Raw genomic sequence first — 13,802 nt, forward strand, 5'->3', positions numbered from 1 at the left:
CACCCCAAATCTTTGAACTGAGTTCATTATGCACGGCGCTCCCTGGCGCCGGAAGGGCTCAGCCGTTCCCACCCGCACCGCCAATTCGATGAGAGCCTCCCAGTTCCTGATTTCCACCCTGAAGGAAGCGCCCGCGGACGCCGAGGTCGCCAGCCACAGGCTGATGATGCGCGCGGGCATGATCAAGAAGCTGGGCGCCGGCATCTACACTTACATGCCGATGGGCCTGCGGGTGATCCGCAAGGTCGAAGCGATCGTGCGCGAGGAGATGGACCGCGCCGGGGCGGTCGAATGCACGATGCCGGTGGTGCAGCCGGCCGAACTCTGGCAGGAATCCGGCCGCTTCGAGAAGATGGGCCCGGAGCTGCTGCGCATCAAGGACCGCCACGACCGCGACTTCGTCGTCCAGCCCACCAGCGAGGAAGTCGTCACCGACATCGCCCGCCAGGACCTGCGCAGCTACAAGCAGCTGCCCAAGAACCTGTACCAGGTGCAGACCAAGTTCCGTGACGAGCGCCGCCCGCGCTTCGGCCTCATGCGCGGCCGCGAGTTCATCATGAAGGACGCCTACAGCTTCGACCGCGACGCGGCCGGCGCGAAGAAGAGCTACGAGGCCATGGCCCAGGCTTACCGCCGCATCTTCGACCGCTTCGGCCTGCGCTACCGCGCCGTGGCGGCCGACAGCGGCGCCATCGGCGGCGACCTGTCCGAGGAGTTCCAGGTGATCGCCGCCACCGGCGAGGACGCGATCGTGTACTGCCCGGACAGCGAGTACGCGGCCAACATGGAGAAGGCCGAGGCGCTGGCGCCCTCGCAGCCGCGCGGGGCCGCCACGCAGCCGATGGAGAAGGTGGCCACGCCGGGCAAGAGCACTTGTGAGCAAGTGGCCGACCTGCTGAAGGTGCCGCTGACGCGGACCGTGAAGTCGCTGGTGCTGGCCACCGATGTCGTGGACGACAAGGGCCAGCCCGTGAAGACGCAGGTCTGGCTGCTCCTGGTGCGCGGCGACCACGACATGAACGAGATCAAGGTCGGCAAGGTGCCCGGCCTCGACAACGGCTTCCGCTTCGCCACCGTCCCCGAGATCGAGGCGCATTTCGGCACGAAACCCGGCTACCTGGGCCCGATCGGGCTGAAGCAGCCGGTGAGGATCGTCGCCGACCGCGAGGTGGCGGTGATGGCCGACTGGATCTGCGGCGCCAACGAGGAGGGCTACCACCTCACCGGCGTCAACTGGGGCCGCGACGTGCCGGAGCCCGTGGTGGCCGACCTGCGCAACGTCGTCGCGGGCGACCTCTCGCCGGACGGCAAGGGCAAGCTGGCGATCGAGCGCGGCATCGAGGTCGGGCACATCTTCGTGCTGGGCACGAAGTACAGCAAGGCCATGGACGCGACCTTCCTCGACGAGGACGGCAAGCCCAAGTTCTTCGAGATGGGCTGCTACGGCATCGGCATCACGCGACTGCCGGCGGCCGCCATCGAGCAGAACAACGACGAGCGCGGGATCATCTGGCCGGACGCGATCGCCCCCTTCACGGTGGTGGTCTGCCCGATCGGCATGGACCGCAGCGCCGAAGTGAAGGCGGCGGCGGAGAAGCTGCACGACGAACTCGCGGCCGCCGGCGTCGACGTGATGCTCGACGACCGTGGCGAGCGCCCCGGCGCCATGTTCGCGGACTGGGAACTGATCGGCGTGCCGCACCGCGTCGTGATCTCCGACCGCGGCCTCAAGGAAGGCCAGCTGGAGTACCAGCATCGCCGCGATGCTGGCGCCACCAAGGTGCCGGCCGGCGAGATCGCCGCCTTCCTGAAGGCGCGGCTGGCCGCGTGATCACCCGCAGGGCGTTGCTGCAGCCGGCGCTGGCCGGCGCGGCCCTTTCCTTCGTGGGCCTGCCGGCCCGTGCCGGCGGCCAGCTCGAGGAGCCGCTGGCCGACTCCGTGCGCACGGCGCTCAGCTCCGCCATCGCCAACAGCGCGCCGCCGGTCCCGGACTTCACCGACACCGACCAGCGCCTGAAGTACCTGCGCTGGCTGGGTGCCATGAGCGGCCGCCTCCAGCGCCGCAAGACCGACTGGACCGAGCGCAAGGAATTCCTGCAGACCGTCTGGTACGAGAGCCGCCGCGCGGGCCTCGACACGGGCCTGGTGCTGGGCCTGATCCAGGTCGAGAGCGCCTTTCGCAAGTTCGCCGTGAGCCCGGTGGGCGCGCGCGGCTACATGCAGGTGATGCCGTTCTGGACGCGCGTGATCGGCAACGGCGACCCGGCCAGCCTGTTCCACATGCAGACCAACCTGCGCTTCGGCTGCGTGATCCTGCGGCACTACCTGGACCGCGAGCGCGGCGACCTCTACATGGCGCTGGGCCGCTACAACGGCAGCCGCGGCAGGCCGCAGTATCCGAACGCCGTGTTCGCGGCCGCGAAGAACTGGGAATGGAAGGAAGAGGGCCCGCGCGAGACCTCGCCGGTGCCCGGCACCCCGCCCGGGCGCGTGCCGGGCGGTCCGTCCTGACCCGCTAGTTCAGGAAGCCGATCTTCGACTTGCCCTTGCCGCAGGACGGCAGGTCTTCCGCGAGGATGGTTTCGCGGTGCGCCAGGCGGGCGTTGCCGAAGCCGGTCATCAACGCGCGCCGCATCTCGCGCGGCGCCAGTTCGGCCAGGCAGTCGAGCACGTCGTCCGCCGGCTCGTCGTCGAAGCGGCGGCCCCAGCCGTGTTCGCCGCGGATGCCCTTGTAGAGATTGCGCGCGATGGCGCGCGCCTGGTCCAGTGAAGGCGCGTCGATCTCGAACACGTTCATGCGATTGAGGATCGGCTCGGGGATGCAGCGCTCGTCGTTGGCCGTCATGATCCAGATCACCTGGCTCGCGTCGATCGCGACCTCCGCGAATTCGTCCATGAACGCGTGCGCCGTGTCGTGCTCCAGCAGGCCGTAGAGCGCACCCAGCGGGTCGTACTGCGCATCGGCGCTGGCCTTGTCGATCTCGTCCACGACGATCACCGGGTTGGCGTACTGGCCGTCGACGATCGCTTCGAACACCTTGCCCGGCTTGGAGCCCTTCCATTGCGAGGAGGCGCCCGAGAGCAGCCAGCCGGCCGTCATCGAACTCATGGGCACCAGGCTCATGCCGGTGCCGAGCAGCTCCGCCAGCTGGCGCGCGAAGTGGGTCTTGCCGATGCCCGGCGGGCCAAGCAGCAGCATGGGCGTGATCTCGATGCCGTCGGAAGCATCCTGCGAGAGCGCCACGTGCCGCTTCACGTCGTCGAGCGCATCGGCGAAGTTGGGCAGCTGCTCGTACAGCGCTTCCATGTCCGGGATCCCGCTGGGCTTGACCTGGAAGCGCTCGGGGCCGCGTTCGAGCATGCGCTCGTAGGTCGCGCGCAGCATCTCGTGGTCGCGCGCGGGCAGCTTGGCCAGCTTGCGCTCGACGTCGTTCGGTCGGAAGACGCTGCGCAGGTTGGCGATCGGCAGCTTGAGGCTGGGGGTCTGCGGGACCAGGCTACGGGATTCCATCGGCCACTCCTTCACGACTGTGCTTTATTCCAGCATAGGCCGCTGACCCAGGCAACCGATGGACGCCCGTTCGCACGAGCTTGTCAGCAGGAGTCGACAGTGGGCGCGGGAACCGCGGCTGTTGGCAGCCGGCCGCGCGGAGTGCTGATGGTCAGCTCTGGGCCGGGGTGCCCAGCACCTGCTGCAGTTCGCCGCTCTGGTACATCTCCATCATGATGTCCGAGCCGCCGACGAACTCGCCGCGCACGTACAGCTGCGGGATGGTCGGCCAGTTGCTGTATTCCTTGATGCCCTGGCGGATCTCGTCGTCCTCGAGCACGTTCACCGTCATGAGCTGCTTCGGGTCGACGCCGCAGGCCTTCAGGATCTGGATGGCGCGGCCGGAAAAGCCGCACATGGGAAAGGAAGCGTTGCCCTTCATGAACAGCAGGATGTCGTTCTGCTTCACGAGGGAATCGATGCGTTGCTGGACGTCGCTCATGCGGATGCTCCTGGGGCAGGGACTCTGCCGAAACGTTGTGGTGGATTATCCCAGTTCAAGTCGGCGTCCGCCGGAGCAGCGGGCGATGCCGGCCAGGTCGTTCCGGCTGGCGACGCCGGCGAAGCCGGCCTGCGCCAGCAGCGCGCGCACGGCTTCGGCCTGGTCCCAGCCGTGCTCCAGCAGCAGCCAGCCGCCCGGCCGCAGGTGGGCGGGCGCGGCGGCGACGATGGCGCGCAGGTCCTCCAGCCCGTCGGCGCCGGCGGCCAGCGCCTCCAGGGGCTCATGCCGCAAGGCCGCCAGGTGCGGGTCGGCCGCGGCGACATAGGGCGGGTTGGAGACGACCAGGTCGTAGGCCTCCGCGCCCTCCAGCCAGCGGGCCTGGCGGAAGTGCACGGCCAGGCCGAGGCGCTGCCCGTTCGCGCGAGCGACGGCCAGGGCCGCCTCGCTGCGGTCCACGGCTTCCACGCGGGCGTCGGGGCGGGCCGATTGCAGGGCCAGCGCGATGGCGCCGCTGCCCGTCCCGAGATCGATGACGCGCGGCGCGGCCACCGGGCGCAGCACCTCGAGCGCCCATTCGACCAGCGTTTCGGTGTCCGGCCGCGGCACCAGCACGCGCGCATCCACCTGCAGCGCCAGGCCGAAGAACTCCTTCTCGCCCGTGAGGTAGGCCACGGGCTCGCCGGCGGCCCGCCGCGCGCAAAGCGCAGCGAACCGCTCCTGCGCCGGCGCCGGCAATGCGTCGCCATCGTGCGCGATCAGCCAGGCGCGGTCGCCGGCCGGCCGCTCGAGGACGTGCAGCAGCAGCAACTGCGCATCCAGCCGCGCCAGCCCCTGGCGAGCAGCGGCGGCGAGCGCCTGCTGCAGCGTCACGCGCGCGCGGCCCCCATGCCGACCTCGAGTTCCTCCAGCTGCTCGGCGCGGCGCGCCAGCAGCAGCGCGGCGATCACCTCGTCGAGGTCGCCTTCCATGATCGCGCCCAGCTTGTACAGCGTGAGGTTGATGCGGTGGTCGGTCATGCGGCCCTGCGGGAAGTTGTACGTGCGGATGCGATCCGAGCGGTCGCCGCTGCCGATCAGGCCCTTGCGCGTGGCCGCTTCCTTGGCGGCCCGTTCGGACCGCGCCTTCTCCTGGATGCGCGCGGCCAGCACCTGCATGGCCTTGGCCTTGTTCCGGTGCTGCGAGCGGTCGTCCTGGCATTCGGCGACGATGCCGGTGGGGATGTGCGTGATACGCACGGCCGAGTCCGTCTTGTTCACGTGCTGGCCGCCGGCGCCGGAGGCGCGGTAGGTGTCGATGCGCAGGTCGGCCGGGTTGATCTGCACCGCCGCGGCCTCGTCGGGTTCCGGCAGCGCCGCGACCGTGCACGCGCTGGTGTGGATGCGGCCCTGGTTTTCCGTGGCCGGAACGCGCTGGACGCGGTGACCGCCGGATTCGAACTTCAGCTTGCCGTAGCTGCCCTCGCCGACCACGCGGACGACGACCTCCTTGTAGCCGCCGACTTCGCCCTCGCTCTCGCTGACGATCTCGGTGCGCCAGCCCTGCCGCTCGGCATGGCGCGTGTACATCCGCAGCAGGTCGCCGGCGAACAGCGCGGACTCGTCGCCGCCGGTGCCGGCCCGGATCTCGAGGAAGGTGTTGCGCACGTCGTCCGGGTCGCGCGGCAGCAGCAGCGCCTGCAGCTCGGTTTCCAGCGCCGGGATCTCGGTCTCCAGCGCGGCGAGCTCCTCGCGCGCCATCTCCGCCATTTCCGGGTCTTCCATCATCTCGCGGGCCTGTGCGAAGTCGCTTTCGCGCTGCAGGAAGCGCTGGTAGAGCGCGGCGACGGTGCTCACTTCGGCGTGCTCGCGCGTGAGCTCGCGGTAGCGCTCCATGTCGTTCACGACGTCCGGCTGCGACAGGAAGAAGTCGATCTCCTGCAGGCGGACCGGGAAGCGCTCGAGTTGCTGGCGGAGGAAGGGTTTCACGAAGGAGCTGGAAGCGGGGAGCGGAAGGAAGCGCCGGGCCGATGGCCGTGCGCGGCGGGCGGGTGGGAACCGCCGCTAACGCTCTTTGCGCAGGAAGAAGTGCTCGATCGCCGTGGTGGCGCGCTGGCGCGACTCGGCGTCGCCGGCGCGCAGCTCCGCCATGGCGCCGTGCAGCATCTTCTGCGTGAGGCCCTTCGACAGGGCGTCCAGCACTGCATCGACGTCCTCGCCGCGGGCGAGGAGCTTGCGGGCGCGCGCCAGTTCGGCGGCGCGCCACTCTTCGGTCTGGTGGTTCAGCTGCTGGATCAGCGGCACGACCTGGCGCTGGTCCATCCAGTGCACGAAGCTTTGCACGCCGGCGTCGATGATGGCCTCGGCCTGCGCGACGGCGGCCTGGCGGTTCGCGTGGCCGGTCTGCACCACGTGCGCCAGGTCGTCCACGGTGTACAGGTACACGTCTTCGAGCGCCTTCACCTCGGGCTCGATGTCGCGCGGCACGGCCAGGTCGACCATGAACATCGGGCGGTGCTTGCGCGCCTTGAGCGCGCGCTCGACGGCGCCCAGGCCGATGATGGGCAGCTGGCTGGCCGTGGAACTCACCACGATGTCGAACTCGTGCAGGCGCGAGCTCAGGTCGGCCAGGCGCAGGACCTCGCCGCCGAAACGCGAGGCGAGCTTCTCGCCGCGCTCGAGGGTCCGGTTGGCGATGGCGATGCTCTTCGGGCTCTTCGCGGCGAAGTGGGTCGCCGCCAGCTCGATCATCTCGCCGGCGCCGACGAACAGAACGCGCACCTGCGTCAGGTCCTCGAACAGTTGCGCCGCCAGCCGCACCGCCGCGGCGGACATGCTGATGGAATGCGCACCGATCTCGGTCGAGGTGCGGACTTCCTTGGCGACCGCGAACGAACGCTGGAACAGCTGGTTCAGCGTGGTGCCCAGGGCGCCGGCTTCGTCGGCCACGCGCACCGCATCCTTCAGCTGGCCGAGGATCTGGGCTTCGCCCAGCACCATGGAATCGAGGCCGCTCGCCACCCGGAAGGCATGGCGGGCCACGCCGGCGTCCTGCAGCGTATAGGCATGGCTGCGCAGCAGGCCGGGGCTGACGCCCCCGGAGTGCGCCAGCCAGTCGACGGTGGTGTCGATCTCGTGCTGCGCGCCCGCGCAATAGATCTCGGTGCGGTTGCAGGTCGAGAGGATCGCGGCTTCCGGCGCGCGGCCGGCGCGCTGCCCGACGTTGTCCCGCAAGGCCCCCAGCGTCGGGGCGATCTGGTCGAGCGCGAACGCGAAGCGGCCCCGCAGATCCAGCGGTGCCGTCGTGTGGTTGATGCCCAATGCCCAGACTGCCATGTTCCGAATTATAAAATTCGATCCAGATCAAGGACTTGGCCTTCTTCGATTCCACTTGCTCTGGATCAACCGCTTGCCGAACCCGTGGGCCCCATCGACTCCCTGAACCACCTGCTCAGCTTCGCCGCCCCGGCCTTCGCGGTGGCCCTGCTGGTCACGCTGGCGCGCCCGCTGATCCTCCCCGTCGGCGGCCAGCGCCTTGGCTGGTGGAGCTCCTTTGCTCTCAATTTCGCAGCAGGCCTGCTCGTGCTGGCGGCCGGCCTGTGGTATTTCGGGCGCGACGGCAAGATGGCGACCTACGCCGCCCTGGTGGTGGCAGTGGCGACCGTCCAGTGGCTCAGCGGCCGGGCCTGGCGCGCCTAGAATCGCGCGCCCATGCTGTTCCTCCTCTCGCCGGCCAAGTCGCTCGACTACGCATCCCCCGTTGCGCCCGTCCCACACACGCTGCCGCACTTCCTCGAGGATGCCGCCCGCCTGATCGAAGTGCTGCGGCGCAAGTCGCCCCAGGAGATCGCGACGCTGATGGACATCAGCGACCCGCTGGCGGCCCTGAACGTGGCCCGCTACCAGGGCTGGAGCCGCAAGTTCACGGCCCGCAACGCGCGCCAGGCGGTCCTGGCTTTCGACGGCGACGTTTATGACGGCCTGAAGGGACGCCAGCTGCCGCCGGCCGACCTCGACTGGGCGCAGCAGCACCTGCGCATCCTGAGCGGCCTCTACGGCGTGCTGCGGCCGCTGGACTGGATGCAGCCCTACCGGCTGGAGATGGGCACCGCGCTGAAGGTGGGGTCCGCCGCCAACCTCTACCAGTACTGGGGCGGGCGCATCGCCCAGCACCTGAACGAGGCGGTCGCCGCCGACAAGACGCCGGTCGTCGTCAACCTCGCGTCGCAGGAGTACTTCCGCGCCGTCGATCGCCAGGTGCTCAAGGCCCGCGTGGTCGAATGCGTCTTCGAGGAGTGGCGGCCGGGCGGGTACAAGATCATCAGTTTCTCGGCCAAGAAGGCCCGCGGCCTCATGGCGCGCTGGGCCATCCAGAAGCGCGTGGAGACCCCGCGCAGGCTGGAACAGTTCAACCTCGAAGGCTATGCTTTCGACCCGGCCGCCTCGCAACCCGAGCGGCTGGTCTTCAGGCGCAGGACGACGACATGAGTACGACGCAGGCGAGGCAGCAGGTCACCCCCGAGCTGCGCAAGTGGATCGTGGACCAGGCCCAGGCCGGCCACGGTCCCGAGTCCGTGGTCAAGGCGATGATGGCCTCGGGCTGGACGGAGGACGTCGCCATCGACGCGATGGAGTCCACGCTGCGCGGGCACCTGGAGGAACAGGCCGTCGCGCAGGGATTGCCGCCGGCGGTTCCGGTTCCGGACGCTGCTCTCGACGAGTCCCCGCTTTACGTGGATGCGGGCGACCGCCAGGTCGCCGTGCTGCAGGCGATGTACAACCCGCGCGTGGTGGTGTTCGGCAACCTGCTGTCGGACGAGGAATGCGAGCAACTGATCGCCCTGGCCAAGCCCCGCCTGGCGCGTTCGCTCACCGTGGCCACCAAGACCGGCGGCGAGGAAGTCAATGCCGACCGCACCAGCAACGGCATGTTCTTCCAGCGCGGCGAGAACGACCTCGTGCGCCGCATCGAACAGCGCATCGCCCGGCTGGTGAACTGGCCGGAGGAGAACGGCGAGGGCCTGCAGATCCTGCAATACGGCCCCGGCGCCGAGTACAAGCCGCACTACGACTACTTCGACCCCGCGGAACCCGGCACGCCGACGATCCTCAAGCGCGGCGGCCAGCGCGTGGGCACGATCGTGATGTACCTCGCCGAACCGGAAAAGGGCGGCGGCACGGTGTTCCCCGACGTGCACCTGGAGGTCTCGCCCAAGCGCGGCAACGCCGTGTTCTTCAGCTACGAGCGCGCGCACCCGTCCACCCGCACGCTGCACGGCGGTTCGCCGGTGCTCGCGGGCGAGAAGTGGATCGCCACCAAGTGGCTGCGCGAGCGCCGCTTCGAGTAAGCGGCGCCGCATGAAGGTCCAGGCCAACGGCCTTTCCATCGAAGTCGAGGACCACGGCGCGGGCGGCGGGCTGCCGCCGGTGCTGCTGGTCATGGGCCTGGGCATGCAGCTCACCGCCTGGCCCGCCGCCTTCGTGCGCGCACTCGTGGATGCCGGCCACCGCGTGGTGCGCTTCGACAACCGAGACATCGGCCTGTCCACGCGACTGGACCATCTCGGCACGCCCAACCTGCTGTGGGAGAGCGTCAAGCTGCGCATGGGCCTGGGCGTGCGGGCACCGTATCCGTTGCAGGCGATGGCGGACGATGCGTTCGGCGTCCTCGACGCGCTGGGCATCGCGCAGGCACACGTCGTGGGCGCCAGCATGGGCGGCATGATCGCGCAGCGCATGGCGCTGGCGGCACCGCAACGCGTGCTGACGCTCACCAGCATCATGGGTTCCAGCGGCGCGCGGCACCTGCCGGGGCCGAAGCGGGACGTGCTGCAGGTGTTGTTCAGCCGGCCGAAGGACCACAGCGAACCGTCGCTGCTGGCGCATTACGTGCGCGTGTTCCAGGCGATCGGCAGCCCCGCGTACCCGACGCCGCCGGCGGAGCTGCGCAAGCGCATCCTCGACTCGGTGCGCCGCGGCGGCTACCGGCCCGCCTGCACCGCGCGCCAGATGGCCGCCGTCGCTTCGGACACCGGCCGCGCCGCGGAACTCGCGCGCATCACCGCGCCGACGCTGGTGCTGCACGGCACGGACGATCCGCTGGTGCCGGTCGCCTGCGGCGAAGACACCGCGCGGCGCATTCCCGGCGCACGCTTCGTCGCCATCCCGGGCATGGGCCACGACCTTCCGCCGGGCGTGGTCGAGCGCCTGCTCGATCCCCTGCTGCCGCATTTGCGGCTAGGCTCGCCGCCATGAATTCCCCCGAACAGTCGCAGCTGGGCAAGCCGGTCCCGTACGCCGACCGGTACGACGCCTCCCTGCTGTTCCCCATTGCGCGCGCAACCAAGCGCGAGGAGATCGGCATCTCCGGCGCGCCGCCGTTCTTCGGCGCCGACCTGTGGACGGCCTTCGAGCTGAGCTGGCTGAACCCGCGCGGCAAGCCGCAGGTGGCGATCGCGCACTTCACCGTGCCCTGCGAGACGCCCAACATCGTCGAGAGCAAGTCGCTCAAGCTCTACCTCGGCAGCTTCAACGCCACGGTGTTCCCCAGCGCCGACGCGGTGCGGGACCGCCTGCGCGCGGACGTGAGCGAAGTGGTGTGGCGCGGCGCGCCGGCGCCGGCGACCATCGGCGTGAAACTGCTGCTGCCGGACGCTTTCGACCGCGAGCCGGTGCACGAACTCGACGGCCTGAGCCTCGACCGCCTCGACATCGAGTGCGACGCGTACACGCCGGCGCCCGAACTCCTCACCGCTGCCTTCGAGGAACCGCCGGTGGAGGAGACGCTCACCAGCAACCTGCTGAAAAGCAATTGCCTGGTGACCGGCCAGCCGGACTGGGGCAGCATCCAGATCCGCTATACCGGCGCCGCAATCGACCAGGCCGGGCTGCTGCGCTACCTGGTGAGCTTCCGCAACCACAACGAGTTCCACGAGCAGTGCGTGGAGCGGATCTTCATGGACGTGTGGCGCCGCTGCCGGCCGACCCGGCTGGCCGTGTATGCGCGCTACACGCGGCGCGGCGGGCTGGACATCAACCCGCTGCGCACCAGCCACCCGATGGCCTTGCCCGCGAACGTGCGGACGGCCCGCCAGTAGCCCTCAGCGCAGCCAGTCGCAGCGCAGGCTGTTCGCGCGATGGGCACGGCCGCGCCAGCCGGCATAGAGAGTGGGCGCCGACATGCCCAGCAACAGCAGTGGTGCCGTCCAGAGCGCATCGAAGGCGAAGGCCGGCAGCCAGCCGACCCAGCCCATCAGCCAGAGCGTCAGCATCGCGTCCCACAGGTGGTATTCGACCGGGTGGTCGTGGTGGTGGCGCGCGTGCCACTGCTTGATCCGCTGCAACTCCGCAAGGGTCATGGCGTCCTCCGCAGGCGCCTCCCGCCGGCGCGGGGGCTGCAGCCACTGTAAGTTCGGCGTCAGCGAAGGTCAACCGCCCTGGAACAGGTCGGGCGTGTGCTCCGCCACCTGCAGCGGTGCCGCCGGCGGCGCGGCCTGCGGCACCTCGCCGGCGCGCGCCAGCTTGCCGACGCGCACGCCGAGCAGGCGCAGCCGCGGCGCCAGGTCCACGCGCTTGAGGCACTGGCCGGCCGTGCGCCGGATCAGCGCGGGGTCGTCGGTGAAGTGGTCCAGCGTGTGGTCGCGCGTGGCGGTGCGAAAGTCGTCGTAGCGCAGCTTGATGCCGATGGTCTTGCCGACATAGCCCTTGCGCCGCAGGTCCTCGGCCACGCGCGTGCACAGGTCGGTGAAGATGGCGCCGAGTTCGGCGCGATCGCGCACCGCGTGCAGGTCGCGGTCGAAGGTGGTCTCGCGGCTCATGGACACCGGCTCGCTCTCGGTGACCACCGGCCGGTCGTCCCGGCCCCAGGCCGCATCGTGCATCCAGTGGCCGTAGGCCTGGCCGAAGTTGTCCACCAGCCACTCGCGCGACTGCGCGGCGATGTCGCCGATGGTGTGCAGGTGCAGCCGGTGCAGCTTGGCTTCGGACTTCGGGCCGATGCCGTTGATCTTGCGCACCGGCAGCGGCCAGATCCGGGTCTGCACGTCTTCCGGGTACACGATGGAGATGCCGTTCGGCTTGTTGAATTCGCTCGCCATCTTGGCGATCAGCTTGTTGGGCGCGACGCCGATGGAGCAGGTGAGGCCCGTCGCCTCGTGGATCGACTTCTGGATCAGGCGGGCCAGGACGCGCCCGCCGTCGCGCTGGCCGCCGGGCACCTCGGTGAAGTCGATGTAGACCTCGTCGATGCCGCGGTCCTCCACCAGCGGCGCGATGTCGCGGATCACGCCCTTGAACGTGCGGGAAAAGCGGCGCACCTCCTCGAAGTCCACCGGCAGCACGATGGCCTGCGGGCACAGCTTCGCCGCCTTCATCATGCCCATGGCCGATCCCACGCCGAACTGGCGGGCCGGGTAAGTCGCGGTGGTGATGACGCCGCGGCCGACGTAGTCCTTCAGCAGCGGGAAGGCCTCGACCGGGATCCGCGACAGCGGCACGTCCGGGTAGCGCTGCAGCACCTGTTCGTCCACCCGGCGGCGCCCGCCGCCGATCACGACCGGCAGTCCCTTGAGCTGCGGATAGCGGAGAAGCTCCACGGACGCGAAGAACGCGTCCATGTCCAGGTGGGCGATGCGGCGCACGGCGGTCACCCGCCGATTCTCGCCTACTGGGGATTTCCTCAGTAGGTGCCGGGCAGCAGGATGCTGCGGTCGACCTGGCGGATGTCGGTGCGGCCGCAGAACGCCATCGAGAGGTCCAGCTCGTTGCGGATGATCTCCAGCGCCCGCTCCACGCCTTCCTGTCCCATGGCGCCCAGCCCGTACAGCATCGCGCGGCCGATGTAGGTGCCCTTGGCGCCCAGGGCGATCGCCTTGAGCACGTGCTGGCCGGAACGGATGCCGCCGTCCATGTGCACCTCGATGCGGTCGCCGACCGCCGCCACGATCTCGGGCAGCGCGGAGATGGAGGAGGGCGCGCCATCGAGCTGGCGGCCCCCGTGGTTGGAGACGATCACCGCGTCGGCGCCGGAGTCCGCCGCCAGCCTGGCGTCCTCGACGTCCTGCACGCCCTTGAGGATCAGCTTGCCGCCCCACCGGCTCTTGATCCACTCCACGTCCTGCCAGGACAGGCGCGGGTCGAACTGCTTGGCCGTCCACTCCGACAGCGATCCCATGTTCTCCACGCCCTTGACGTGGCCGACGATGTTGCCGAACTGCCGGCGCTTCGTGCCCAGCATGCCCAGGCACCAGCGCGGCTTGGTGGCGAGATTGAGCAGGTTGGCCAGGCTCGGCTTGGGGGGCGCCGACAGGCCGTTCTTCAGGTCCTTGTGCCGCTGCCCGAGGATCTGCAGGTCCAGCGTGAGGACCAGCGCCGAACAGTTGGCCGCCTTGGCGCGGTCGATCAGGCTCTCGATGAAGCCGCGGTCGCGCATCACGTACAGCTGGAACCAGAACGGGTGCCGGTCCGTGCCCTCGGCGACGTCTTCCAGCGAGCAGATGCTCATGGTGGACAGCGTGAAGGGGACGCCCATCTTCCTGGCGGCCCGCGCGGCGAGGATCTCGCCATCGGCGTGCTGCATGCCCGTGAGGCCGGTGGGTGCGATCGCCACGGGCATCGCTACATCCTGGCCCACCATGGTGGTGCGCAGGCTGCGGCCTTCCATGTTCACGGCCACCCGCTGGCGCAGCAGGATGCGGTTGAAGTCCGCTTCGTTGGCGCGGTAGGTGCTCTCGGTCCACGACCCCGAGTCCGCGTAGTCGTAGAACATGCGCGGCACGCGCCGGCGGGCGAGGACGCGCAGGTCCTCGATGTTGGTGATCACTGGCAAGACAAGTCT

15 protein-coding genes are annotated in these 13,802 nt (G+C 69.7%); 7 read left to right on the forward strand and 8 right to left on the reverse strand.

Translation table 11 applies throughout. The annotated features are described in order from the left end of the window. Nucleotides 1–88 precede the first annotated feature (88 nt). Complete coding sequence (locus IM787_RS19150; protein WP_193678297.1) at nucleotides 89–1,831, forward strand: proline--tRNA ligase; 1,743 nt, start codon at nucleotides 89–91, stop codon at nucleotides 1,829–1,831. Continuing rightward, nucleotides 1,828–2,511 carry a lytic transglycosylase domain-containing protein gene (locus tag IM787_RS19155; protein ID WP_193678298.1) on the forward strand — a complete coding sequence of 228 codons (684 nt, stop codon included), beginning with the start codon at nucleotides 1,828–1,830 and terminating at the stop codon, nucleotides 2,509–2,511. The genes IM787_RS19150 and IM787_RS19155 overlap by 4 nt, the downstream gene beginning before the upstream one ends. A 4-nt stretch (nucleotides 2,512–2,515) precedes the next feature. Here IM787_RS19155 and IM787_RS19160 read toward each other — a convergent pair whose 3' ends face one another. The 5 genes from IM787_RS19160 to hemA form a co-directional block, all read right to left on the reverse strand. Beyond that, nucleotides 2,516–3,511, reverse strand: coding sequence for an AAA family ATPase (locus tag IM787_RS19160; RefSeq protein ID WP_193678299.1), 996 nt, complete (start codon nucleotides 3,509–3,511; stop codon nucleotides 2,516–2,518). A 151-nt stretch (nucleotides 3,512–3,662) separates the two neighbouring features. Further along, on the reverse strand, nucleotides 3,663–3,992 hold the full coding sequence (gene grxD / locus IM787_RS19165; RefSeq protein ID WP_193678300.1) for a Grx4 family monothiol glutaredoxin: 330 nt from the start codon (nucleotides 3,990–3,992) through the stop codon (nucleotides 3,663–3,665). A gap of 45 nt (nucleotides 3,993–4,037) precedes the next feature. Next, nucleotides 4,038–4,862: a peptide chain release factor N(5)-glutamine methyltransferase gene (gene prmC, locus IM787_RS19170; RefSeq protein WP_193678301.1), complete on the reverse strand. Its 825-nt coding sequence runs from the start codon at nucleotides 4,860–4,862 to the stop codon at nucleotides 4,038–4,040. Beyond that, on the reverse strand, nucleotides 4,859–5,956 hold the full coding sequence (gene prfA / locus IM787_RS19175) for a peptide chain release factor 1 (protein ID WP_193678302.1): 1,098 nt from the start codon (nucleotides 5,954–5,956) through the stop codon (nucleotides 4,859–4,861). Before prfA ends, prmC begins: the two co-directional genes overlap by 4 nt. Before the next feature lie 75 nt (nucleotides 5,957–6,031). After that, nucleotides 6,032–7,303, reverse strand: coding sequence for a glutamyl-tRNA reductase (gene hemA, locus IM787_RS19180; RefSeq protein ID WP_193678303.1), 1,272 nt, complete (start codon nucleotides 7,301–7,303; stop codon nucleotides 6,032–6,034). Between the two features lie 84 nt (nucleotides 7,304–7,387). On the opposite strand from hemA, the gene IM787_RS19185 reads away from it, so the two are divergent. Genes IM787_RS19185 through queF form a run of 5 tightly spaced genes read left to right on the forward strand, consistent with a single transcriptional unit; the run spans nucleotide 7,388 to nucleotide 11,064 of the window. After that, nucleotides 7,388–7,666 (forward strand): hypothetical protein, encoded by a 279-nt coding sequence (locus IM787_RS19185; RefSeq protein WP_193678304.1) that lies wholly within the window; start codon nucleotides 7,388–7,390, stop codon nucleotides 7,664–7,666. A 12-nt stretch (nucleotides 7,667–7,678) separates the two neighbouring features. After that, nucleotides 7,679–8,455 carry a peroxide stress protein YaaA gene (yaaA, locus tag IM787_RS19190; RefSeq protein ID WP_193678305.1) on the forward strand — a complete coding sequence of 259 codons (777 nt, stop codon included), beginning with the start codon at nucleotides 7,679–7,681 and terminating at the stop codon, nucleotides 8,453–8,455. Further along, nucleotides 8,452–9,315 carry a 2OG-Fe(II) oxygenase gene (locus tag IM787_RS19195; RefSeq protein ID WP_193678306.1) on the forward strand — a complete coding sequence of 288 codons (864 nt, stop codon included), beginning with the start codon at nucleotides 8,452–8,454 and terminating at the stop codon, nucleotides 9,313–9,315. Before yaaA ends, IM787_RS19195 begins: the two co-directional genes overlap by 4 nt. A gap of 10 nt (nucleotides 9,316–9,325) precedes the next feature. Then, complete coding sequence (locus tag IM787_RS19200) at nucleotides 9,326–10,222, forward strand: alpha/beta fold hydrolase (RefSeq protein WP_193678307.1); 897 nt, start codon at nucleotides 9,326–9,328, stop codon at nucleotides 10,220–10,222. Next, the gene (queF, locus tag IM787_RS19205) at nucleotides 10,219–11,064 is read left to right on the forward strand and encodes an NADPH-dependent 7-cyano-7-deazaguanine reductase QueF (protein ID WP_193678308.1); all 846 of its coding nucleotides are present in this window, start codon (nucleotides 10,219–10,221) and stop codon (nucleotides 11,062–11,064) included. The genes IM787_RS19200 and queF overlap by 4 nt, the downstream gene beginning before the upstream one ends. A gap of 3 nt (nucleotides 11,065–11,067) precedes the next feature. Here queF and IM787_RS19210 read toward each other — a convergent pair whose 3' ends face one another. From IM787_RS19210 to IM787_RS19220, 3 genes are all read right to left on the reverse strand, one after another. After that, on the reverse strand, nucleotides 11,068–11,325 hold the full coding sequence (locus tag IM787_RS19210) for a hypothetical protein (protein WP_193678309.1): 258 nt from the start codon (nucleotides 11,323–11,325) through the stop codon (nucleotides 11,068–11,070). 69 nt (nucleotides 11,326–11,394) lie between these two features. Next, nucleotides 11,395–12,582 carry a DNA polymerase IV gene (gene dinB / locus IM787_RS19215; protein WP_193678407.1) on the reverse strand — a complete coding sequence of 396 codons (1,188 nt, stop codon included), beginning with the start codon at nucleotides 12,580–12,582 and terminating at the stop codon, nucleotides 11,395–11,397. A 62-nt stretch (nucleotides 12,583–12,644) separates the two neighbouring features. Next, nucleotides 12,645–13,793: an alpha-hydroxy acid oxidase gene (locus tag IM787_RS19220; protein WP_193678310.1), complete on the reverse strand. Its 1,149-nt coding sequence runs from the start codon at nucleotides 13,791–13,793 to the stop codon at nucleotides 12,645–12,647. Nucleotides 13,794–13,802 lie beyond the last annotated feature (9 nt).

Origin of the sequence: Ramlibacter pallidus (assembly GCF_015070875.1) — a bacterium.
Lineage (GTDB): Bacteria > Pseudomonadota > Gammaproteobacteria > Burkholderiales > Burkholderiaceae_C > Ramlibacter > Ramlibacter pallidus.